This window comes from Bacillus altitudinis 41KF2b, assembly GCF_000691145.1.
In the GTDB taxonomy this organism is placed as follows: Bacteria; Bacillota; Bacilli; order Bacillales; family Bacillaceae; genus Bacillus; species Bacillus altitudinis.
In genome coordinates this window covers 145,774-167,023 of sequence record NZ_ASJC01000005.1, presented here as the reverse complement: position 1 = coordinate 167,023, position 21,250 = coordinate 145,774, and the positions used below count along the sequence as shown (strand labels likewise).

The window sequence follows — 21,250 nt, the reverse complement described above, 5'->3', positions numbered from 1 at the left end:
CTGCAAAGGTTTTCTATCACGCTGAAAAGAAGACAAAGGGCTAAAATCAAGTTCATTTTAGCCCTTTGTCAACAATCTAAAAGGAATAATAGCGAGCTATTATTCCTTTTGTTTCAATAATTCATGTGTCAGCCGGCTCAGGACTGTTTTTCTTTTCTTTCAATACGGCATGGGCTTCTTTGACGACTTTTTCAAGTTCAGATACTGGAAGTGCCGTATTCTCTTCTTGATCGGGATGCAGGACCAAGTGGATGAGAAATTCGATATTTCCATCTCCGCCTGTAATGGGTGAAAACGAAACATCCTTTACATCATAGCCTTCTTTTGCAGCAAATTGATTCATTTCTTCTAGCACACCAAGGTGTACAGAAGGTTCTCGCACAATGCCTTTTTTTCCAACAAGCTCTCTGCCCGCTTCAAACTGCGGCTTTACTAGCGCAATACAGTCGCCGCCTGGGATAAGAATATGCTTTAATGCAGGAAGAATGAGTTTGAGCGAGATAAATGATACATCAATAGATGCAACCTCTGGTAATCCTTCGGTGAAATCTGCCGGAACAGAATGGCGGAAGTTGGTGCGTTCCATGACGATCACCCGATCATCCTGTCGTAATTTCCACGCAAGCTGATTGTAGCCAACATCCACAGCATAGGATTTGACTGCTCCATTTTGGAGTGCGCAATCTGTAAATCCCCCTGTTGATGAGCCGATATCAATTAAAAGCTTTCCTTCAACGGTTAAATCAAATTCTTGAAGTGCCTTTTCGAGCTTTAGCCCACCTCGGCTGACATATTTCAGCGGATTCCCCTTCACAGTCAGCGGGGTATCACGAGCGATTTTTTCTCCTGGCTTATCCAAACGGTTTTCATTTGAATAAACGATCCCTGCCATAATGGCGCGTTTTGCTTTCTCTCTCGTTTCCATTAGTCCTTGTTCGACTAATAAAACGTCAAGTCGTTCTTTCTTTGATGTCATGATCCAATTCCTTTTCTTGGTGCTGCGGGAAGCAGGTCACGTAACGTTTCAGCAACCTGCGTTTTCGTCAGTCCAATTTCCTCAAGTAGCGCATCGACACTTCCATGCTCAATAAATTCATCTGGAATGCCCATACGTTCTACTTTTATATGAGACGCTTTTTTGTCGTGAATATATTCTAATACGCTGCTGCCAAATCCACCTTGAAGCACCGCTTCTTCTATTGTTAAAATTGGCAAACCTTCAGACAGTATCTCATTTAACATGGCTTCATCAAGAGGCTTAATGAAACGTGCATTGACAACACGGATTGATTTACCTTCTTTTTGCAGTTCTTCTGCTGCCTGCAGCGCCATTTTAATGGTTGTACCGAATGTTAAAATGACAGCATCTTTCCCGGGACGAAGAACTTCCCAAGAACCAATTGGGATGGTTTTCAGCTGTTCATCCATTTTGACGCCTAGTCCATTTCCACGCGGGAAGCGCATGGCGATTGGACCATTATCATATTGAATGGCTGTGTTGACCATATGCTGTCCTTCATTTTCATCCTTTGGCATCATGAGAACCATATTCGGCATATGACGCATGAAAGCAATGTCAAACACACCTTGATGCGTTTCTCCATCTGCACCGACAAGACCTGCACGGTCAATTCCAATGAACACATTGAGATTTTGACGGCAAATATCATGCAACACTTGGTCATAGGCTCTTTGAAGGAACGTTGAATAAATCGCTAAAAATGGCTTCATGTCCTGTGTAGCAAGTCCGGCTGCCATTGTTGCAGCATGCTGCTCTGCAATCCCAACATCAAACATTCGCTCAGGGAATTCTTTTGCAAATCCTTCAAGCTTTGAGCCAACAGGCATTGCAGGTGTAATCGCGACAATCCGCTCATCTTCCCGTGCAAGCTTTCTGACGGTTTCACTGACGAGACCACTCCATGACGGTGCAGCTGCTGTCGGTTTTACAAAGTCACCTGTGTCGATTTTATATGGGCCTGTTCCGTGCCATGTGCCGATCTTATCAGATTCGGCCGGCTTATAGCCTTTTCCTTTTTTCGTGATGACATGAAGGAGAACCGGGCCTTTTGTTTTCTTTGCGTACTCAAGATTCTCAAACAAATCTTCATAGGAATGTCCATCTACTGGTCCTAAGTAAGTAAAACCCATTTCCTCAAAGAACATACCAGAGACAAGCAAATATTTCAGACTGTCCTTGATACGTTCTGCTGTTGCAGCAAGCTTCCCTCCTACTGCTGGGATACGCTTGAATAAGTATTCAAGCTCGTCCTTTACCCATTGGTATTTACCAGCTGTACGTAGTCTGCCAAGCATTGTATGGATCGCCCCAACGTTTGGCGCAATACTCATTTCATTGTCGTTTAAGATCACAATCATGTCTTTTTTTTCATCCCCGATATGGTTCAGTGCTTCTAACGCCATACCGCCGGTTAGTGCACCATCGCCGATAATCGGGAGAATGTATTCATCTGTTCCTTTAATGTCACGCGCTGCCGCCATTCCCATTGCACCAGATAATGAGGTTGAACTGTGTCCAGTTTCCCAAACATCATGTTCACTTTCATTTCGTTTAGGGAACCCGCAGAGCCCTTTATACTGACGAAGTGTATCAAACTCGGCGCCTCTTCCAGTTAACAGCTTGTGAACGTAAGACTGATGTCCAACATCCCAAAGAAATTTGTCTTTCGGGCTGTCAAATACTTTGTGAAGTGCAACAGTAAGTTCAACGACACCAAGGTTTGGACCAATGTGCCCACCAGAGTTCGCTAACGACTCAATTAAAAATGTGCGAATGTCCGCACTCAGCTCCTCTAATTCTGCATTTGACATTCCTTTTAGAAACGTTGGATTTTTTATTGATAAAAGATCCAATCAGGATCAACTCGCTTTCAACAAAATTTCTATCTACATATATAATGCCTTATTCCTATGAAAACCAATTCAGGAATAAGAGTTGTCTCATCATGATAAACTGTTTACAGTTTACCACAATTGCTCGAGGACCCTCAAATCTAGGCTGTTTTTAGTGATCTCGTGAGGCAATCAGATCGCATAAATCATGCAGCAAGTTTTGCTCCAACTCAAGATTTGAGACAATTTCTTTCGCACGAGTGATATGTTCATCCAGCTTTTCTTTTGCTCCTGAAAGCGTTAATAAAGAAGGATATGTCGACTTTTCATTTGCTGTATCGGAGCCGATCCGCTTTCCTATTTTCTCTTCGCTGCCTTCAAGATCTAAAATATCATCACGGATTTGAAAAGCAATGCCAATATGATAGCTGAATTCCCTCAGCTTTTCGATCTCATCATCAGATGCACCTGCCAGTATCGCACCAGCAACCACACTAAAGGTGAGTAGCTTTCCTGTTTTGCGGGCATGAATCGATTCTAATTCAGAAAGAGGGATTTGTTTCTGTTCTGCTTCCATATCATCAAATTGCCCGCCAACCATTCCGAGTGCACCTGCTGATGTAACAAGTTCATCGATGATTCGAAGCTTTTGATCAGCAGGTACATCGTCAGATAATTGCGATGTAATCAGACGGAAGCTTTCAGTGAGCAACGCATCGCCTGCAAGAACGGCTGTTGCCTCGCCGTATACTTTATGGTTGGTCGGTTTTCCTCGGCGCAGATCATCATCATCCATACAAGGAAGATCATCATGTATCAAGGAATACGTATGAATCATTTCCACTGCACAACCTACTGGTATACCGTCTTCTTCCTTTTTCCCATACGCATTTAAAAGAGCAAGAACAAGCACAGGACGCAGTCTTTTTCCGCCAGCTTTCAGAGAATAAAGCATAGAAGATTTCAGCTCTTCTGGAATAGACAATTCCTGCACATATGTAAATAAATAATCTTCAATTGCTTGTTTTCGTGTTGTTAAAAATTCGTTTAAGTTACTTGTCACCAGCATCTGCCTCCTTCACTGAAAAAGGAGCCAGTTCACCGTCCTCTTTTAAAATGAAATCCATTTGCTTTTCAACATGCTGTAATTTTTCATGGCAAAGTTTTGAGAGTGTCATACCCTCTTGGAAATAGTGGATGGCTTGTTCAAGCGGTACATCGCCTTCTTCGAGCTTTCCCACAATCTCTTCAAGTCCTTTCATAGCCTCTTCAAATGTCATTTGTTCTTCTTTTTGTTTATTTGATTCTGTCATGATGATTGCCCTCCTTCTCAATAACCTCACAAATCAGACGTCCATCCTTCATTGTAATCGTCAGTTGATCCTTCGTTTCTACTTGATTCACACTTTTAATGAGCTCATCTTCTTTATAAGCTAAACTATAGCCTCTTTCCATGACTTGAAGCGGATTTAATGCATTTAGTTTACCAAGAACCGATTGGAACTGCGAATGAATTGTTTTCATTTGCACATTCATGCTCCGAACGAGCTGTTCTGTTTCATTGGCATGGCGTTTTTTCGCCTGAAGAAGCTGCTCTTTTGGATGAAGCGGCTTCAGTCTATATGTTTGGCGGTCAAGTTGACTGCGTTTTTGTTCCATTTGTCTTGTCAGCTGTTTTTGAAAACGATCAAATACCATATCGAATTGCTGCTCTTTTTGCTCTTGTAATCGTTTTGGAAAACGGAAAGCATAAGACGATTGAAGTGCCACAAGACGGTCTTTTGCTTGTGACGTTCGATTTTTTACTGCTCTTGTTAACCGAATGTCGATTGATTTGATTCGTTCAATTAAGTCAGCGGTGCTTGGAACAGCTAGTTCTGCTGCTCCTGTTGGTGTGGGTGCTCTCATGTCTGCAGTGAAATCACTAATGGTAAAGTCTGTTTCGTGCCCAACGGCAGAAATGATTGGAATGTCTGATGCGAAGATCGCTCTTGCGACTGCTTCTTCATTAAAGGCCCAAAGTTCTTCAATCGATCCTCCGCCTCTCCCGACAATCAAGACATCACAAAGCTGTTTTTCATTGGCTTCTTTAATCCGTTCCACAATCGAACGCGGAGCATTTTCTCCTTGGACTAATGCCGGAAGCACAATGATCTTGGCCTGCTGATAGCGCCGATTGATCGTGGTAATGACATCTCGAACAGCTGCTCCTGTTGGGGATGTAATGACACCAACAACCTCTGGATATTCAGGAATTGTTTTTTTATAGCGCTCATCAAATAAGCCTTCACTTGCTAGTTTCTTCTTCAGCTCTTCATAGGCAAGATGAAGAGCACCAACACCATCAGGCTGCATTTCTTTTGCATATAATTGATAGCTTCCGCTCGGTTCGTAGACTTGAATTCCGCCACGTACGAACACTTTCATTCCGCTCTTTGGTGAAAAAGGCAGCTTGGACGCGGAGCGCTGGAACATAACAGCTTGCATACGTGCATTTTCGTCCTTTAAGGTGAAATAAACATGACCTCTTGAATGAACCTTCACATTTGATAACTCACCTTTGATCCAAATATCTTCTAAATGAGGGTCAACATCAAATTTTCTTTTTATGTATTTTGTAAGGGCTGTGACCGTCACAAAGGCTTTTTCACTCATGACGTATTCCTCCTCTTCAAAAACGCACATTCATCCACCGGCAGCACGCAGGTGGATGAATGGATCAAGCTTATGATAATGTACGTTTTGCTGATTTAACTGTATTGTGTGCAAGCATCGTAATTGTCATTGGACCCACTCCACCAGGGACTGGTGTGATGTAAGAAGCTTTTTCTTTTGCTGCTTCAAAGTCAACGTCCCCTACAAGTTTCCCTGTTTCTAGACGATTGACTCCTACATCAATGACAATAGCGCCTTCTTTAATTTGGTCAGCTTTAATAAAGTTTGCTCGACCGACGGCAACAACTAAAATGTCCGCTTTTAACGTATGTTCTGAAATGTTCGCCGTTCTTGAATGACAGTAAGTGACGGTTGCATTTTCGTTTAATAGCAATTGTCCAACTGGTTTGCCGACGATATTGCTTCGTCCTACAACGACCACTTCTTTGCCAGAGAGATCCACACCTGTTTTGTTCAATAATTCAACAATACCTGCTGGTGTGCAAGGGAGGAATGTGTCTTCCCCAAGTAGCATTTTCCCGATATTCAGCGGATGAAAACCATCTACGTCTTTCTCTGGTGAAATTCGTTCAATGACGGCTTTTTCAGAAATATGTTTTGGCAGTGGAAGCTGAACAAGAATTCCGTGGAATTGATCATTCGCATTGTACTGATCAATCATCTTTAGCAATTCCTCTTCTGTTAAAGAAGCATCTAAATGATCAAGCTGGAAATGCATGCCCATGGCTTCTGCTGCTTTTTTCTTCCCGCGTACGTAAGAAAGTGAAGCCGGATCATCACCGATTAGAATAACGGCAAGACCAGGTGTGACTCCTTTTTGTTTTAGCTCTTCTACTTCTTTTGCTAATTGTTCACGCTTTTCTTTTGCTGTTTCTTTCCCATCGATGATTGTTGCTGTCATGTCGAATCCTCCTATTGCTGCTTTAGGTCGTTTTTAATGTTTGAAAGTACACCATTTACAAATTTCGGCGCCTTATCGTCACCGAACAATTTAGCCAGTTCAATGGCTTCATTCATTGAAACACTCACCGGGATATCTTCTTGATATACCATTTCGTACACAGACAGCCTTAAAATGGCTCTGTCTACGTTCGCAATACGATCAAGTTTCCAGTTCACAAGATGCTGTGAAATCATGTCATCGAGCTTGTCCTTTTGTTCGAGCACACCGAAAACCAGTTCCTCGAAAAAAGGATCTGATTCTTGTTCATCCAGCGCATGTGTAATGGCCTCTTTCGGATCAATATTGCTGACATCAATTTGAAATAATGTTTGTAGCGCCTTTTCTCTTGCAGTTCTTCTTTTCATTATTTACTCCTTTAACCACTTTATCCGCTTGTCGTTAAGCCATACAGAGATCATAACATATTTTGACCGCAGTCGCACCAAGATCCATGCGAGCTGTGACGAAAAACGAATCACTCCATGCGTGACGTAATCATCATGTGGAATTTTCCCAAAAATGGGCTTTAAAAAACCAAAGAGGCAATGCCTCCTTGGTTTCACTTCAACCCTTTTTACATTTCTTGATCAACTTCAGCTTCAGCTGTTTTTGTATCAAATTGAATGCCCACGACATGAATGTTGATTTCATTAATCGTTAAGGCCGTCATGTTTAAAAGGGTTTGACGGATATTTTCTTGAACAGCAGTGGATACCTTTGGAATGGATAGGCCAAATTCAACCACACAATACACATCAATTGTGATGCCTTCATCAGAGACATCTACTTTCACACCTTTACGGTGATTTTTCTTCCCAAAGCGTTCTGCCACATCAGCAGCGAAGTTGCCGCGCATTTCCGCAATTCCTTCGACCTCTGATGCAGCGATCCCAGCAATGACTTCAATCACTTCTGGCGCAATTTGCACTTTTCCCAATTGATCTTCATCAAGGTTCATTTCAAGCAAATTGTTTTCTGACACGATCATTCACCTCCGAAAGCTGTTATTATTTCATAATTTGATACGTTTCTAAAAACTTCGTATTAAAATTACCGCTCACAAATGTTTCGTGCTCTAGTAATCTGAGGTGGAATGGAATCGTTGTGTAGACTCCTTCAATGACGAATTCTTGAAGCGCACGTTTCATTCTTGCTATTGCTTCTTCTCTCGTTTTACCATATGTGATCACTTTCGCAATCATACTATCGTAATATGGCGGAATCACATAACCAGGATAAGCGGCAGAATCAATACGTACTCCTAAACCGCCTGGCGGAAGGTACATTTTAATTTCACCAGCAGAAGGCATGAAATTTTTCTCAGGGTTCTCTGCGTTAATACGACATTCAATCGCCCAGCCTTCGTATACGACATCCTCTTGCGTAAGGGAAAGCTTTTCACCTGAAGCTACTTTGATCTGTTCTTTGATCAAATCAACACCAGTGACCATTTCCGTTACAGGATGCTCTACTTGGATACGTGTATTCATTTCCATGAAGTAAAACTTCTCTTCATTATAATCGTAAATGAATTCAACCGTTCCAGCACCTGTGTATTCAACAGCTTCGGCTGCTTTTACGGCAGCTTCACCCATTTGCTCACGAATATCTGCATTTAGTGCAGGTGATGGCGTTTCTTCCAGAAGCTTTTGCATTCTTCTTTGGATAGAACAATCACGTTCACCTAAGTGAATGGTATTCCCATGCTGATCAGCAAGGACTTGAATTTCAACGTGTCTAAAGTCTTCAATGAATTTCTCCAAATAGACACCTGGGTTCCCGAAGTTTTGTGCTGCTTCCTGCTGCGTGATGGTGACACCGTTAATGAGCTCTTCTTCTGTGCGAGCCACACGGATACCTTTACCACCGCCGCCTGCAGTTGCTTTAATAATGACAGGATACCCAATACCAGCTGCTGTTGAAACAGCATCATCAAGATCTTTTACAATTCCTTGAGAACCAGGGACAATTGGAACACCAGCTTGCTTCATTGTTTCTCTTGCCACATCTTTCGTTCCCATTTTGGAAATTGCTGACGCAGTTGGTCCAACAAAGATGACATTACATTCCTCGCAAAGCTCTGCAAAGTCTGCATTTTCAGCAAGGAAACCATATCCTGGATGGATGGCATCTGTACCTGTTAGTTTTGCCACACTGACAATATTTGTCACATTTAAATAACTATCTTTTGAAGCAGTCGGTCCGATGCAATATGCTTCATCAGCCATTTGAACATGCAGCGCATCACGATCCGCTTCAGAAAATACCGCAACTGTTTCAATTCCAAGCTCTTTACAAGCACGGATGATTCTAACTGCGATTTCTCCTCTGTTTGCAATTAATAGCTTTTTAATCATGATCGTACTCCTTACTCTGCTTTCACTAGAAAGAGGGGTTGTCCGAATTCTACAAGCTGACCGTTTTCAGCTAATACTTCGACGATTTCGCCTTTTACTTCTGCTTCGATTTCATTAAACAGTTTCATCGCTTCAACGATACATACAACTGAGTTTTCCTTCACTTTAGAACCTGTTGTCACATATGGATCTGCTTCTGGTGAAGAAGAAGCGTAAAATGTGCCAACCATTGGGGATGTGATTTTATGCAGGTTTTCAGACGCGGCTTTCTCTTGTGCAGGGGCTTCGGTCTGAGCTGGAGCTTGTGCTTTAGGAGCTTGTTGAGCTGGAGCTGCTTGGACAGGAGCCACTGGTGCTTGTGCCGCAACTTGCTGAACGACTTCTTTATTTTTCTTTAACTTGATTTTTGCACCTTCGTTTTCGTACGTAAATTCATCAATTGTTGATTCGTCAATTAATTTAATTAGTTCATGAATCTCTTCAATTTTTAACATGGATTTGCACCCCTATGTATGGATTTATCTTTTTTTATAGGCTAGTACTAAAAGTACATACTATAACCATCTTACAGGAGGATTTCGTTGAATTCAACTATTAATGTGATGAGACTCATCGCACAAGCACCTGAAAAAGGGCGTCAACCCGCATGAAAAAACGCCCTTTTCAGAAAAGGGCGCTTGTGCATTTTTTATTGATTCGATGGCTCAAAAGTGACGGCTACGTTATCAAGCCCTCTCATTTCTTTTGTGACCAAATCAATAATATCTGCTGCTTGGGACTTTGATTTTTTATCAGAACGAACCGTGATGTTTACTTTATCTCCTTCTGCACTGACGAGCGCATCTTTATATCCTTTTGTTTTGATTAATGTCTCCAGCTGACGCTCTGTTCCTTCTGCCTCACTAAGCGCTGTCATTTGATCATAAGCTTCACTTTTCTCTTGCGCTGTTGCATCATCACTAGACACGATTTCGTTATACTCTTCACGCTGCTTGCTGCGCTTATCTTCCAGTTCAAGTCTGTAGGTTGTGAAAAGTTCATCGTCGGTCTGCTCTGAAACAGCCTTTCCTTCTTCTCCACTTGTTTCAACATCTTCTTGTTTCGCATTGGTTTCTTTGTCAGTTGATTTCTCTTCTGCGTTCTTTTCAGTTCCTTTGTCAGTCCCTTTTTCTGGCTCAGCCTTTTTCTCTTCCATTCCTTTTGATTTTGTATCTTCTACTGTCACAGCATTCTCACCTTGCGGGGACATGATATAGTACACACTTAATACGACAACTAAACTTAGCATCGTTAATAGCCAAACCGTTTGTTTTTTTAACATCATTCCGAATCCTCCTTGATTTTTTTAGGGGCAACAGCCACTCTATGGCTCGGTACATCAAGCACTCGTGTAACCGCTTCAATGATGGTTTTCTTTATTTGAACGTTGTCTACTCCTTGAGCAACAACGAGGACACCTCGAATATCTGGCTTTTTCGTTTGGACAACAACAGGTGTTTCTTCATTGCCATTTTTAATAATGACAATCTCTTCTTCTTTTGTTTGATCCGTGACACTTCGCACGCCGCCTTCTTTGTCTGTTTCCTCGGTCGTAGTGCTTTTATTGGATTTGTTTTTTTCAAACACTTTTAAAGAAGTTGCGTCTACATTTACCACAATGGAAACATCCTCAACACCAATGATCGTTTCTAAAATCTCTTTCAGCTGATTTTCGTATTCTTGTTCAACATCCTCTATCGAGTTGTTTGACTTACCTGAAGAGGATGGTTTGAACACCGCCTGCTCTTCTGAGGATGTTTTTTTAGACGCAGGAACAGCAGCCTCTTGTTTGCTTGATGGCGGTGACAGAATCTGACTGACTAACATGAATGACACGCCGATAATGAAGACAAGCAGTAAGTAATGGTGCTTCGTTAATTTTGGTTTCCCTTCACCTTTTTCAGGTGCTTGGAACATTGATTTCAGTTTTTGTCTCCAGTCCTTGTTATTCATGATCTGCTGCGTCACCTCCCTCAATGTTCAGCGCAATGTGTTCAGGCCGTGTATTCCATACATCTGCAAGCGTCTCTTTCACCCTCGCCATCTCTTTTGCTGACGCCCCGGCGCTTTCCTCCTTTTGCCTGGAGAGATCAATGTCGACCTTTGCCACCGTTTCTACAGCATCACCTGTGAGCGGGACAAGGACTGCTTTGATGCGAAATTGATCTGCCTCCATATTCTGATCAAGGTGCTCCTCATCTGCCAACACTTCTACGTGTTTCATTTCATAGCTCTCCTTCTCCAGTGGCTCCTTTGCGCTTTTTTCTAGTTGGACAGCCATTTGCTTTAAAATATATGCACGCTGTGAAGCTTGTATTTCTTTTTTTTCTAAATTCATCTGATTTTTTATTTCTTCTGATTGCGCTTGGTCCTTCCCTTTCATGATTTCTGAGAAAATTTGGTCAGGATCTGCCCGGAATAACGCAAAGATCGGATTGAGCATCACCACAATTAACAGTAAGCTGACGACCATTTTTGCATACTTCTGCATGCTTGAATTGGGAAGCAAAAGATCAATCACAATCGCAAATAAAATAAATAGGATAATACTTGTGATCCATTCTGTGAGAAAACTCAAATGGTGTCACCTCCTTACTTCATCATCATGGTGAGGTTGCCAGCTGTGATGATAACGGTAATGCTTAAAAAGAACATAAGCGATACAACAGCTAATGCAGCAAATATATAAAGAACACTTTTTGAAATGACATCAAGGCAGCTAATAATCGGCCCGCCCCCTAAAGGCTGAAGAATCGCAGCGGCCAATTTATAAATCAGAGCGAGCGACAGCACTTTAATCGCTGGGAAAGCCGCAATTGAAATCAAAATAGCGACGCCTACAAGGCCAACCGTATTTTTCAGCAGCACAGAGGCGCTGATAACGGTATCTGTCGCATCAGTAAACATTCTGCCAAGGACAGGGATGAAATTTCCGGTAATAAACTTGGCTGTGCGAAGAGCGATGCCATCAGTGATAGCAGCAGATGCCCCCTGTACAGAAATGACGCCGAGGAATACAGTTAAAAAAACAGCGAGCCCGCCAATGGCGACATTTCTTAACAGCTGGGCAAGCTGGGTCACTTTGTATTGTTCGGTCAATGTACTGACGATGCTCAAGATCGCTGATAAAAAGATGAGCGGAAGAACGACATATTGAATAAAAACACCGCTCGTGTTCATTAAAAACAAAATCACAGGATGAAAGAATCCGGCTGAGACAAGCCCGCCTGATGAGGCAATAAGTGCTAATAAAAGAGGAATAAGAGCAAGAATAAAACTAGTCATCGTTTGAATGGCTTCTGTTGCATAAGAGATCGCAACATGAAAACTGTTTAATGCAATAATGATAAGCACCATATAAACAAGAGCGTATGCAACTTTACTAACAGTGCTTTGCTCAAACGCATTTTGCAAAAGCTGCAAAAGCGAACAAAAGATGGTGAGTAATATAAGTGTGCCTAAGAGCTTTCCATTGGCAATCAGCTCATGAAACAGATAATGAACAAAAGCCTTCAGCCACGTTTGGGGAGACAGCTCTTTATCGCCATCGATCATTTCCTTCACTGTACCTTTTTGGCTTTCAGGCAGAAAACCGCCATACTCGTCCAATATCGTTTCCCAAAAGTCACTGATAGAATGAAGCTCTAAGGCATCAGCCTGTCCACCCGCAACTTCTTCTGCGACCGGTTCTTCACTTGATAAAGGCACACTTTCTTCTGCACCTGCATACGGAACGATCATCCAAAAGAACATCATAAACCCTAGCACAGCTGTCACCCGTTTCATCATCATCACCTCTTTTCCATCAAGTCATGGACGGGATCATACCTAGGATCGTCTCAATGATGACCGTTAAAATCGGTACCGCCATGACCAAAATAAGAATTTTGCCGCCAAGCTCTATTTTTGAAGCGATGGCGCCTTGTCCCGCATCCTTTGTGAGCTGGGCACCAAATTCTGCAATATAGGCAATGCCAATGATTTTCAAAATGGTTTCCACGTATTTCATATTGACGCCTGCACTTGCTGCAATTTTTTCAATCATGGAGATAATGGCATAGATTTGATCGATTAAATAAAGGAAAATGACACACCCAGTAAACACAACAAGCATAAAGGCGAAGGTTGGCTTTTGTTCTTTGACGATTAATGCTAGAAAAGTAGCGATTAAACCAAGTCCAACAATTTGAATAATTTCGATTTGTAAGCCCTCCCCTATCCTTGAAATAGAAATACGGCTTTAATCTTCTTAAACAAATCATCCACAATGGTAGCAACCATAAATAAAATGTAGATAAATCCAAGCAGTGTCACCCACTGTGCGTACTCTTTTTTCCCCATTTGATCTAAAATCGTATGGAGAAAAGCCACGACGATACCCACTCCCGCAATTTGGAAAATGACGTTTACATCAACGCCCATGCTCTCGACTCCCTTCCTCTCACATCAATAACAGAATCAGTAGTAAACCACTTAGAAAACCAAGACTTCTCACCATTTTTTCATTTTTTACTTGGGCAACTTCAGCTTCTTTCTCCTCTGATTCCAAATGGCCTAAAGCTAGCTTGATATATTTTTGTTGAGCCGTCACATCATGCTGACCAAGGGTTTCTCCAAAGTGCTTCAGCGCCTCATATTCGCCTTTTTTTAATACGGTTTTTTTCCATACATCCTCTAGACTTTCATTCCATGCATGCCTCGCAGAAAAGGTTCCGACATTGAGTTTTTCTGCAAATTGTTCAAATAGCCCATTCACAGGCGGTCCTACTTGGGACGCAATTTGGTCAGCGGCTCTAGCTAAAGGTGTTTGACCATACATAATTTCAGCTTCAAGAGATTGGAGTGCAAACCGGAGCTGGCGGATTTGCTTTGGCCGATCACTGTACCGCTTCGCAAACTCGAATCCTCCCCATGTCGTAGCCGCAACAATGAAAATAGCACCAATAAGCTTTAACATACGTCCACTCCCCGCCTCCTCTTCAGCTCTTGTCCCTCTTGGTCAAATATCCGTCCGATCGTGCCAGGCCCTTTTTCTCTATTTAATTCCACATATCGATCAAACACACGAAGCTGCCATAACGGTTCAAATGATGGCCGTTTAGATAAGTCTTCAAGAGAATATCCATGAGCTGAGACGATAATGGTGACTCCAGCATGGATTGCTTCTAGCAGTGCCTGTACATCTTCACTTTTTCCGATTTCATCGACAATGATGACTTCTGGGCTCATGGATCTGATCATCATCATTAACCCTTCAGCCTTTGGGCACGCATCAAGTACATCAATCCGGTGCCCAAAAGAATGCTGCGGCACTCCTCTTATACAACCTGCGATTTCAGAGCGTTCATCTACAATCCCTGTTTTTCTAGGAGAAATGGCTGTTGTTCCTGTACTGACAAGACGTGCTAGATCACGCAGCAATGTCGTTTTCCCGGTTTGCGGCGGACCTATAATCAGTGTGTTACACCAATGTTTTTCATATAAATAAGGGAGAAACGGCAGAGCAATTCCGATCTTCTCTTTTGCGATGCGAATATTAAATGAAGAAATATCTCTTAAGCCTTTGACGAATCCATTTTCGACGATGACCTTTCCAGCAAGCCCAACCCGATGTCCGCCAGATATGGTGATATAGCCCTGTTTTAACTCTTCCTCAAGTGTGTACATGCTGTAATTACTGAGCCTGCCTAATAGCTGAGCCGCATCTTCACCTGTTGTATGATAGGAAAGAAAGCGTGGTTTTCCACCTTGCATCAGCTCAATTGGGCGATCGGTGCGAATGCGGATTTCTTCTATTTGCGCCCACTCTGCTTCTTTTAACATGCTGAGTTCTTGTCCAATTGAGTGCGGGAGAATATCCAACAAACTCCGCAACGAATTCCCCTCCTTTTTTTCTTCTCTAAAATGTATGATGTATGCCGTTAATTATGCCAAGCCATTTCACTTATAAATTCCAACAAGAATAAATACGACACCAATGAAAATAAACACAAGCTTCGCATAGGATAACTGCCCTGCAATTTGATAGATTCCAATCGTCATCGTGATAATAAAAATGAGCGGCCCGATGATCGCTAATATACTATTGATGACAACCGCTTTACGCACATCATTTGTCACTAAAATGAGGATGGCGGCCGTCAGTTCAATTGCGGCAGATAAAAACCTCATCCCAGCCATGGCAGCAACTGATGGGTGTATACCCGGGAGAAATTGTTTCATATAGAACCTCCAGCTTTTTTTACACTATATGCTTCACTAGCTAGAAGTAGTCTTGTTTTTCAAAAGGAAGAGAGATGGATGAGAGAATAGAGTAAGGGGTGTCATAACGAGGCGTCCTATTTTTCAAATAAAAAAAGACTGTAAACACGAGGTTTACAGTCTCTCTGTTCATTACGCTCTTGAAACGTATGAACCGTCAGATGTATTGATCACTAGTTTATCACCTTGGTTCACAAAGAAAGGAACGTTCACGATTAAACCAGTTTCTGTTTTTGCAGGTTTTGATCCACCTGATGTCGTATCACCTTTAATACCAGGCTCTGTTTCTACTACTTCTAGTTCTACAGTGTTTGGAAGTTCTACTCCAAGTGTTTCATCACCGTACATGACGATTTGAACCGACATATTTTCAAGCAAATATTTCAGCTCATCTTTGATTTGCGCTTCGCTTAGTTCAAGTTGTTCGTATGAACTTGTATCCATGAATACATGCTGATCGCCATTTGCATATAAATATTGCATTGTTTTTGTTTCAATTTGCGCTTTCGCTACTTTTTCACCTGCACGGAATGTTTTCTCTTGAATCGCACCTGTACGCAGGTTACGCAGTTTCGAACGGACAAACGCTGCGCCTTTTCCTGGTTTTACGTGTTGGAAATCCACTACACGCCAAATACCGCCGTCCACTTCAATTGTCAGGCCTGTACGAAAATCGTTTACTGAAATCATTTTGTCATCCTCCTACATTTCACCATCATAATATGATAAGTTCTTTCGGTGAGTGGGTCAATCGTTTATTGCCGTCAGCTGTCAGGACAATATCATCCTCAATTCTCACGCCGCCGACATCCGGCAAGTAAATGCCTGGTTCAACTGTCACAACCATTCCCTCTTCTAACACGACATCTGAGCGCGAGGAAAGGCCAGGTGCTTCATGTACTTCCATACCAAGACCATGTCCAGTCGAATGCCCGAAGTATTGACCGTAGCCATACTTTTCAATGATGTCTCGTGTGATGCGATCAGCTTCTTTTCCTGTTAAGCCTGGCTTGATTTTATCCACACCAGCGTTTTCTGCTTCTAATACGATATGATAAATTTCCTTTAATTTGTCGCTTGGTGTTCCTACAGCAATGGTTCTTGTCATGTCTGAACAATAGCCTTTATAATAGGCACCGAAATCCAGTGTCACCAAGTCGCCAGATTCAATCACCTTTTCGCTCGCTCTCCCGTGTGGCAGGCTTGAACGAACGCCAGAGGCAACAATCATATCGAATGAAGATCCTTCTGCCCCTTCTTTTCTCATGAAAAATTCAAGCTCGTTCATGACCGCAATTTCTGTCAGGCCCGGCTTGATGTACGTGAGAATATGATCAAAGGCATGATCTGCAATCTTCGCAGCTTCCTCTAATATCTTAATCTCTTCATTAGACTTAATCAAGCGCAACTTTTCAACTGATTCTGAGACTGGAACAAGCTCGATACCGCTTGCTTTCCCCGAGTACTGCTGGTAGGTGGCAAATGTCATATGGTTTTGTTCAAAACCAAGACGTTTCACCCCAAATTCGTTTGCCGTTTGGACAGCAGTTTCCACAATGTTTCCTTTATGTTCAATGATGTCATAGCCCTTTACTTGATCCTTGGCTTGCTCCGTGTAACGAAAATCCGTAATAAAGGCGGCTCGATCCTTTGAAACGATGGCAAGACCGGCTGATCCAGTAAAACTCGTCATATAATGTAAATTAAAGCTGCTCGTAATCACTAAACCATCTATGTCTAATTCGGCTAAAAGTTTTCTTAGTTTTTCAAGTTTCATGATACTGCTCCCCCTTCACTGACTAAATAACGAATCGCCAATTTATATCCTTCTAAACCAAGTCCAACGATTTGACCTTGACATACTGGAGCAAGAACCGAATGATGGCGGAATTCCTCTCTCTTATGAACATTTGTGATATGTACTTCGATGACAGGTAACGTAATACTTGCAATGGCATCTCTCAGTGCATAGCTATAGTGGGTAAAAGCACCCGGGTTAAACACGACGCCATCGTACTGATCTTCTGCTTCATGGAGCGCATCGACCAAATCTCCCTCGTGATTCGATTGAAAGAACGTCAATTGAATATTTGCTCTTTCTGCAAACTGAAACAAATCCGTTTCTAAATCTGTTAATGTTTTACTTCCATAAACTCCTGGCTCTCTCTTGCCGAGCCTATTTAAGTTGGGCCCATTCAGCACTAGAAAATGAGGCATATGACCACTCCTTCACCCTAATTCACTCTATATCGATGTCTGTTTCTTTTTCCTTAGAAACCTTTCGTTTCCAAAAATAATTTTATCATATGAAAGGTGGATTTACACTTTATTCTGTCTTTTTCCCGAGTGCTCTTGCAAGCTTCTGACTCGTTAATTCATTGTATTCAAATGAAATACTGTATCCGACAAACATGCCATATAAAATATATAGGCAAAATGTCGTCACAATGGTGCTTTGCTGCAAATCTTGCACTTGCTTCACATCGGGGAATATAGGATTAAATACATAAAAAACAAGCAGCCACAAAACCCCTCCATAAATCAGTCCCATCCAAAAACCTTTTATCCGTTTGAGCAGTCCATAATAAATAAAGGCTGCCCCAATAGATAAAATCCCTAAAAGAACAATACTCATAAATGTACCAAGTCCGCCTTTTTTCCATTCACCAAGCACAAATGGCTGCAACAGCATATTTGGACTCACCTCTGAAAAATGAAACATATGGGTCAGAAATCCGATAAAGCCCCAAAAAACTCCGCCGACAAAACCTGTGGCTGCTGCCCTTGCCACCATTGAAGACATTTGTACTGATTGATTTTTTTCTTCTTGGTTTTTCTTTTCATCACGTTTCATATGAACACCTCCAGCAAGTAGTATGTCCAAAATGTCATGAAAAAAAAGGATTTCCGTGCGAGAGTGTAAAATTTTTATAACAGGGTATACTGGCTAAAAAGAGGTAGATAGAATTCTAGTAGATAATCGACCTGTGAGCTAGTGATTTCCCCTCTTTTCCTGTACAATAAAGGTATAAGGAAATGCATGTAAATTACAGGAAACAGGCAGGTTGATGAAATATGTCCAATCAAACAAAACCTCCAGCATATGGAGGGCAGGCAGTTGTGGAAGGTGTCATGTTCGGAGGTAAAATGAACTATGTGACAGCGATTCGGCGTAAGGATGAGTCGATTGAGTTTTTAAAGCTTCCCCGGACCTCCAATAAACGAACCGCCTTTCTTAAGAAAATCCCTTTTGTCAGGGGTGTTGCTGCACTTGTTGAAGCAAGCGCAAACGGCAGTAAGCACTTAAACTTCTCCAGCGAGCGCTATGACTTAGATCCTTCTGAAGATCATTCTCTTGAAAAAGAACAAAAAAGCTCGAAATTATCAATGATCTTCGGCATTGCTGTGATCGGAGTTCTCTCTCTTCTTTTTAGTAAATTTGTCTTTACTTTAGTGCCTGTCTTTTTAGCTGAACTTGTGCGTCCGGTGTTTTCTGGAAACTTCGCACAAATTGCAGTGGAAACATTCTTTAAATTGATCCTGTTATTAGGCTATATTTACTTTATTTCCATGACCCCTTTAATTAAAAGGGTATTTCAATATCATGGGGCAGAACATAAAGTCATAAACTGCTATGAACAGAATCTTGACATCACAGTGGAAAATGTCCAAAGCCAATCTCGCCTGCATTATCGATGCGGCAGCAGCTTTATTTTATTCACTGTCATTGTCGGCATGTTCGTCTATTTACTCGTACCGACAGATCCTTTATGGGTGAGAGTTCTGAATCGCTTGGCGCTTATTCCGGTTGTTCTGGGCATTTCATTTGAAGTGCTTCAGCTCACAAACAAACTCCGTGACGTGCCAGTGCTTAAAGTGCTTGGCTATCCTGGCCTTTGGCTGCAATTGCTCACAACAAAAGAACCCTCTGATGATCAAGTCGAGGTAGCCATTGCAAGTTTTAATGAACTTCTTCGTTTAGAGGAAGCATCTGCGAAACAAGCATCAGATTCTGCTCATCAAGTGATCTAGTTTATAAATCCGGTAAATTCTTTCGGAGGTGGACAGTTATGAATCGCCGAGTACATCCTGCTTTTACCATTATTTTCGCTTTAGGTGTTTTGGGATTTGTGTATTTACTCACAACGAATCCAAGCAGACTTTTTACAATGCTGCTATCAGTTGTGATCGTTGGAGCGGTTCTATTTTTCTTATTTAGATGGCTGATGAATCGAAGAACTGGAACAGAAGGAAATCTTTATCGTAAAGCAGTCAAACAATCAAAACGTCGCTACCAGCAGCCTAAACCAAAAACGAAAAGCCAGATGAAAAACCGGGTCACTCATTTGCGAAGCGTGCCGACTGACCACAAGTCTAAGCCCGTCCTTCTCAAAAAGAAAAGCCAAACACATTTGACAGTCATTGAAGGCAAGAAAAACAAAAAGAAAAATCGCGCCTTATTTTAAAATGTCCAGCTCTTTAAAAATTGCTCGGCCTTCTGTCTGCCTAGATCGACGAGCGCCTTTTTCTTTTCTGTCATCAGCTGAAAATCAGTGGCAATGACGTGTTCTACAGGAATAAAAATAATATGACGTTCGTGTTTTGTGGCAATATGTCTTTCGTCATGAGCACCACGCATCGTTTCAAATAGAGCGCCAAACAGTTCAAACGCATTGCGGATGGAATGTTGAGGGCGTTCTTTTTCGTTTGGGGTTAATGTGACACCGACAAACGGTCTTTTTTTCTCTTCAGCAAAAAGCCAAATCGGAAAGTTGCTGAGCACGCCGCCATCTACTATGGTACAAATTCCTTTTGAAGACCTCAGTTTGACAGGTTCGAAAAAATACGGCAGACTGCAGCTCATCCGAATGGCTCTGGCAACAGAAAACCGTTCTGGATTTAACCCATAGGAAGGAAGGTCATCTGGAAGGACGAGGATTTTGCCATTTGTTAAATCAGAAGCGACGATTTTGAGCGTATCTTTTTTCAGATCACCGAATACGGTGACGCCTTTTCGTTTTAACACGTCTGTCAGCCATTTTTCTAGACGGTCACCTTTGTAAAGGCCAAGACGCCAATAAATAGACACCCATCTGAGCATTTTAAACGGGATGAATTGACACCTTCGATCAAGCAATTGATGCTCATCCATTTCGTCTAACAGCTCCCGAATCTCCTGACTCGTAAAACCCGCTGCGATGAGTGAAGCAATGATCGCTCCCGCACTTGTTCCAGCGAGACGGACAAATTGAAACCCTCTTGCTTCAAGCGCTTCATAGGCGCCTGCAAGTGCTGCACCCTTAATGCCTCCACCTGAGAACACACCATCTATCTTCATCAAGGAGCCCCCTTTTCTGTCACACTATTAATAGTGTAGGAGCAATTGCCTTTCATTAGAACTATATTCAAAAAGGACACCCATGCTAAGGGTGTCCTTTCAGCGTGTAGACAAACCCTCGCATTCGGTGTCAGTCCTGCGCTCCGGTGCTTACGAATGTCAAATTCGCTCCGCTCCGATGCTCGTCCTTCCTAGACTGCAAAGGTTTTCTTTCACGCTGAAAAGAAGACAAAGAGCTAAAATAAAGTACATTTTACCCCTTTGTCAACAATTTAAAAGGACACCCTTCGACAGGTGTCCTTTTTCTTAAGATTCTTGATTTGTTTGTTCGTTTTTCTTTTGAATCGCTTTCAGCTGAACGGATCGCTCATCGTTTTCTTCAAAGAATTGGACGAGGTCGCCAATACGGTCAATGCTGTTCCAGCTGAGATGATGCTCAATACCTTCTACATCATCATAAATTTTCTCTTCATCTACACCAATGATTCTTAAAAATTGCTCTAGCAGTTCATGTCTGTATACGAGACGTTTTCCAATTTTTTTGCCTTTCGGGGTTAAAATTAGACCACGATATTTCTCATAAATGAGGTATTCATCTTTATCTAGCTTCTGAACCATTTTTGTTACAGAGGAGGGATGGACAGCGAGGGCTTCTGCAATATCAGATACTCTTGCATATCCTTTTTCTTCTATCAGCATATAAATTTGTTCAATATAATCTTCCATACTAGGTGTAGTCATAAAACCCCTCCAAAATGCACCTTTACTTAATAATCATAACAA

The 21,250-nt window shown here is 42.0% G+C and carries 27 protein-coding genes; 2 read left to right on the top strand and 25 right to left on the bottom strand.

Annotated elements, in window-relative coordinates:
• Nucleotides 1-121 precede the first annotated feature (121 nt).
• From BA79_RS11045 to BA79_RS10935, 23 genes are all read right to left on the bottom strand, one after another.
• The gene (locus BA79_RS11045; protein ID WP_035702806.1) at nucleotides 122-976 is read right to left on the bottom strand and encodes a TlyA family RNA methyltransferase; all 855 of its coding nucleotides are present in this window, start codon (nucleotides 974-976) and stop codon (nucleotides 122-124) included.
• Nucleotides 973-2,874, bottom strand: coding sequence for a 1-deoxy-D-xylulose-5-phosphate synthase (gene dxs, locus BA79_RS11040; RefSeq protein ID WP_035702804.1), 1,902 nt, complete (start codon nucleotides 2,872-2,874; stop codon nucleotides 973-975). Before dxs ends, BA79_RS11045 begins: the two co-directional genes overlap by 4 nt.
• Nucleotides 2,875-3,025: 151 nt before the next feature.
• A complete protein-coding gene (locus BA79_RS11035) occupies nucleotides 3,026-3,922 on the bottom strand; it encodes a polyprenyl synthetase family protein (protein WP_205831366.1) in 897 nt (298 codons plus the stop codon).
• Complete coding sequence (locus tag BA79_RS11030) at nucleotides 3,906-4,166, bottom strand: exodeoxyribonuclease VII small subunit (protein ID WP_003215880.1); 261 nt, start codon at nucleotides 4,164-4,166, stop codon at nucleotides 3,906-3,908. Before BA79_RS11030 ends, BA79_RS11035 begins: the two co-directional genes overlap by 17 nt.
• Nucleotides 4,150-5,508 (bottom strand): exodeoxyribonuclease VII large subunit, encoded by a 1,359-nt coding sequence (gene xseA, locus BA79_RS11025; protein WP_035702801.1) that lies wholly within the window; start codon nucleotides 5,506-5,508, stop codon nucleotides 4,150-4,152. The genes BA79_RS11030 and xseA overlap by 17 nt, the downstream gene beginning before the upstream one ends.
• Before the next feature lie 70 nt (nucleotides 5,509-5,578).
• Nucleotides 5,579-6,430, bottom strand: a complete 852-nt coding sequence (folD, locus tag BA79_RS11020; RefSeq protein WP_007501171.1) for a bifunctional methylenetetrahydrofolate dehydrogenase/methenyltetrahydrofolate cyclohydrolase FolD — start codon at nucleotides 6,428-6,430, stop codon at nucleotides 5,579-5,581.
• Nucleotides 6,431-6,441: 11 nt separating this feature from the next.
• Nucleotides 6,442-6,837 (bottom strand): transcription antitermination factor NusB, encoded by a 396-nt coding sequence (gene nusB / locus BA79_RS11015; protein WP_012010530.1) that lies wholly within the window; start codon nucleotides 6,835-6,837, stop codon nucleotides 6,442-6,444.
• 209 nt (nucleotides 6,838-7,046) lie between these two features.
• Nucleotides 7,047-7,454 (bottom strand): Asp23/Gls24 family envelope stress response protein, encoded by a 408-nt coding sequence (locus BA79_RS11010; RefSeq protein WP_017357965.1) that lies wholly within the window; start codon nucleotides 7,452-7,454, stop codon nucleotides 7,047-7,049.
• 25 nt (nucleotides 7,455-7,479) lie between these two features.
• Nucleotides 7,480-8,829: an acetyl-CoA carboxylase biotin carboxylase subunit gene (gene accC, locus BA79_RS11005; protein WP_008342217.1), complete on the bottom strand. Its 1,350-nt coding sequence runs from the start codon at nucleotides 8,827-8,829 to the stop codon at nucleotides 7,480-7,482.
• Nucleotides 8,830-8,840: 11 nt separating this feature from the next.
• Nucleotides 8,841-9,323, bottom strand: a complete 483-nt coding sequence (accB, locus tag BA79_RS11000; RefSeq protein WP_008342216.1) for an acetyl-CoA carboxylase biotin carboxyl carrier protein — start codon at nucleotides 9,321-9,323, stop codon at nucleotides 8,841-8,843.
• A 194-nt stretch (nucleotides 9,324-9,517) separates the two neighbouring features.
• Entirely contained in the window at nucleotides 9,518-10,150 is a 633-nt protein-coding gene (locus BA79_RS10995) for a SpoIIIAH-like family protein (protein WP_024718861.1), read from the bottom strand.
• A complete protein-coding gene (gene spoIIIAG / locus BA79_RS10990) occupies nucleotides 10,150-10,785 on the bottom strand; it encodes a stage III sporulation protein AG (protein WP_370539206.1) in 636 nt (211 codons plus the stop codon). Before spoIIIAG ends, BA79_RS10995 begins: the two co-directional genes overlap by 1 nt.
• A 28-nt stretch (nucleotides 10,786-10,813) precedes the next feature.
• Nucleotides 10,814-11,446, bottom strand: coding sequence for a stage III sporulation protein AF (gene spoIIIAF, locus BA79_RS10985; RefSeq protein ID WP_007501185.1), 633 nt, complete (start codon nucleotides 11,444-11,446; stop codon nucleotides 10,814-10,816).
• Between the two features lie 14 nt (nucleotides 11,447-11,460).
• Nucleotides 11,461-12,654, bottom strand: a complete 1,194-nt coding sequence (gene spoIIIAE / locus BA79_RS10980; protein WP_017357967.1) for a stage III sporulation protein AE — start codon at nucleotides 12,652-12,654, stop codon at nucleotides 11,461-11,463.
• A gap of 19 nt (nucleotides 12,655-12,673) precedes the next feature.
• Nucleotides 12,674-13,087, bottom strand: coding sequence for a stage III sporulation protein AD (gene spoIIIAD, locus BA79_RS10975; protein ID WP_087978339.1), 414 nt, complete (start codon nucleotides 13,085-13,087; stop codon nucleotides 12,674-12,676).
• A complete protein-coding gene (gene spoIIIAC, locus BA79_RS10970; protein ID WP_003153142.1) occupies nucleotides 13,084-13,290 on the bottom strand; it encodes a stage III sporulation protein AC in 207 nt (68 codons plus the stop codon). The genes spoIIIAD and spoIIIAC overlap by 4 nt, the downstream gene beginning before the upstream one ends.
• 19 nt (nucleotides 13,291-13,309) lie before the next feature.
• Nucleotides 13,310-13,825, bottom strand: a complete 516-nt coding sequence (gene spoIIIAB, locus BA79_RS10965) for a stage III sporulation protein SpoIIIAB (protein WP_035702800.1) — start codon at nucleotides 13,823-13,825, stop codon at nucleotides 13,310-13,312.
• A complete protein-coding gene (gene spoIIIAA, locus BA79_RS10960) occupies nucleotides 13,819-14,742 on the bottom strand; it encodes a stage III sporulation protein AA (RefSeq protein WP_019743012.1) in 924 nt (307 codons plus the stop codon). Before spoIIIAA ends, spoIIIAB begins: the two co-directional genes overlap by 7 nt.
• Nucleotides 14,743-14,808: 66 nt before the next feature.
• Complete coding sequence (locus tag BA79_RS10955; RefSeq protein ID WP_017367580.1) at nucleotides 14,809-15,090, bottom strand: YqhV family protein; 282 nt, start codon at nucleotides 15,088-15,090, stop codon at nucleotides 14,809-14,811.
• Between the two features lie 171 nt (nucleotides 15,091-15,261).
• Nucleotides 15,262-15,819: an elongation factor P gene (efp, locus tag BA79_RS10950; protein ID WP_007501192.1), complete on the bottom strand. Its 558-nt coding sequence runs from the start codon at nucleotides 15,817-15,819 to the stop codon at nucleotides 15,262-15,264.
• Nucleotides 15,820-15,844: 25 nt separating this feature from the next.
• Complete coding sequence (locus tag BA79_RS10945; RefSeq protein ID WP_007501193.1) at nucleotides 15,845-16,906, bottom strand: M24 family metallopeptidase; 1,062 nt, start codon at nucleotides 16,904-16,906, stop codon at nucleotides 15,845-15,847.
• Entirely contained in the window at nucleotides 16,903-17,346 is a 444-nt protein-coding gene (aroQ, locus tag BA79_RS10940; RefSeq protein ID WP_007501195.1) for a type II 3-dehydroquinate dehydratase, read from the bottom strand. Before aroQ ends, BA79_RS10945 begins: the two co-directional genes overlap by 4 nt.
• 109 nt (nucleotides 17,347-17,455) lie before the next feature.
• On the bottom strand, nucleotides 17,456-17,983 hold the full coding sequence (locus BA79_RS10935) for a YqhR family membrane protein (RefSeq protein WP_035702799.1): 528 nt from the start codon (nucleotides 17,981-17,983) through the stop codon (nucleotides 17,456-17,458).
• Nucleotides 17,984-18,204: 221 nt separating this feature from the next.
• Between BA79_RS10935 and BA79_RS10930 the strand changes: the two genes are divergently transcribed.
• Entirely contained in the window at nucleotides 18,205-19,161 is a 957-nt protein-coding gene (locus tag BA79_RS10930; protein WP_017357970.1) for a DUF1385 domain-containing protein, read from the top strand.
• A 38-nt stretch (nucleotides 19,162-19,199) separates the two neighbouring features.
• On the top strand, nucleotides 19,200-19,595 hold the full coding sequence (locus BA79_RS10925; RefSeq protein WP_007501201.1) for an SA1362 family protein: 396 nt from the start codon (nucleotides 19,200-19,202) through the stop codon (nucleotides 19,593-19,595).
• On the opposite strand, the gene BA79_RS10920 is transcribed toward BA79_RS10925, so the two are convergent.
• Nucleotides 19,592-20,467 carry a patatin-like phospholipase family protein gene (locus tag BA79_RS10920; protein ID WP_008342205.1) on the bottom strand — a complete coding sequence of 292 codons (876 nt, stop codon included), beginning with the start codon at nucleotides 20,465-20,467 and terminating at the stop codon, nucleotides 19,592-19,594. The genes BA79_RS10925 and BA79_RS10920 overlap by 4 nt on opposite strands.
• Nucleotides 20,468-20,773: 306 nt before the next feature.
• Complete coding sequence (mntR, locus tag BA79_RS10915) at nucleotides 20,774-21,208, bottom strand: transcriptional regulator MntR (protein ID WP_003215946.1); 435 nt, start codon at nucleotides 21,206-21,208, stop codon at nucleotides 20,774-20,776.
• Nucleotides 21,209-21,250: the final 42 nt, after the last annotated feature.

Excerpts from the sequence above, each read along its gene's own strand:
- BA79_RS11045 (WP_035702806.1), bottom strand. The coding sequence starts at position 976 with ATGACATCAAAGAAAGAACGACTTGACGTTTTATTAGTCGAACAAGGA.
- BA79_RS11035 (WP_205831366.1), bottom strand. The coding sequence starts at position 3,922 with ATGCTGGTGACAAGTAACTTAAACGAATTTTTAACAACACGAAAACAA.
- BA79_RS11030 (WP_003215880.1), bottom strand. The coding sequence starts at position 4,166 with ATGACAGAATCAAATAAACAAAAAGAAGAACAAATGACATTTGAAGAG.
- xseA (WP_035702801.1), bottom strand. The coding sequence starts at position 5,508 with ATGAGTGAAAAAGCCTTTGTGACGGTCACAGCCCTTACAAAATACATA.
- folD (WP_007501171.1), bottom strand. The coding sequence starts at position 6,430 with ATGACAGCAACAATCATCGATGGGAAAGAAACAGCAAAAGAAAAGCGT.
- nusB (WP_012010530.1), bottom strand. The coding sequence starts at position 6,837 with ATGAAAAGAAGAACTGCAAGAGAAAAGGCGCTACAAACATTATTTCAA.
- accC (WP_008342217.1), bottom strand. The coding sequence starts at position 8,829 with ATGATTAAAAAGCTATTAATTGCAAACAGAGGAGAAATCGCAGTTAGA.
- accB (WP_008342216.1), bottom strand. The coding sequence starts at position 9,323 with ATGTTAAAAATTGAAGAGATTCATGAACTAATTAAATTAATTGACGAA.
- BA79_RS10995 (WP_024718861.1), bottom strand. The coding sequence starts at position 10,150 with ATGTTAAAAAAACAAACGGTTTGGCTATTAACGATGCTAAGTTTAGTT.
- spoIIIAG (WP_370539206.1), bottom strand. The coding sequence starts at position 10,785 with ATGTTCCAAGCACCTGAAAAAGGTGAAGGGAAACCAAAATTAACGAAG.
- spoIIIAE (WP_017357967.1), bottom strand. The coding sequence starts at position 12,654 with ATGAAACGGGTGACAGCTGTGCTAGGGTTTATGATGTTCTTTTGGATG.
- spoIIIAC (WP_003153142.1), bottom strand. The coding sequence starts at position 13,290 with ATGGGCGTTGATGTAAACGTCATTTTCCAAATTGCGGGAGTGGGTATC.
- spoIIIAB (WP_035702800.1), bottom strand. The coding sequence starts at position 13,825 with ATGTTAAAGCTTATTGGTGCTATTTTCATTGTTGCGGCTACGACATGG.
- BA79_RS10955 (WP_017367580.1), bottom strand. The coding sequence starts at position 15,090 with ATGAAACAATTTCTCCCGGGTATACACCCATCAGTTGCTGCCATGGCT.
- efp (WP_007501192.1), bottom strand. The coding sequence starts at position 15,819 with ATGATTTCAGTAAACGATTTTCGTACAGGCCTGACAATTGAAGTGGAC.
- BA79_RS10945 (WP_007501193.1), bottom strand. The coding sequence starts at position 16,906 with ATGAAACTTGAAAAACTAAGAAAACTTTTAGCCGAATTAGACATAGAT.
- aroQ (WP_007501195.1), bottom strand. The coding sequence starts at position 17,346 with ATGCCTCATTTTCTAGTGCTGAATGGGCCCAACTTAAATAGGCTCGGC.
- BA79_RS10935 (WP_035702799.1), bottom strand. The coding sequence starts at position 17,983 with ATGAAACGTGATGAAAAGAAAAACCAAGAAGAAAAAAATCAATCAGTA.
- BA79_RS10930 (WP_017357970.1), top strand. The coding sequence starts at position 18,205 with ATGTCCAATCAAACAAAACCTCCAGCATATGGAGGGCAGGCAGTTGTG.
- BA79_RS10925 (WP_007501201.1), top strand. The coding sequence starts at position 19,200 with ATGAATCGCCGAGTACATCCTGCTTTTACCATTATTTTCGCTTTAGGT.
- BA79_RS10920 (WP_008342205.1), bottom strand. The coding sequence starts at position 20,467 with ATGAAGATAGATGGTGTGTTCTCAGGTGGAGGCATTAAGGGTGCAGCA.
- mntR (WP_003215946.1), bottom strand. The coding sequence starts at position 21,208 with ATGACTACACCTAGTATGGAAGATTATATTGAACAAATTTATATGCTG.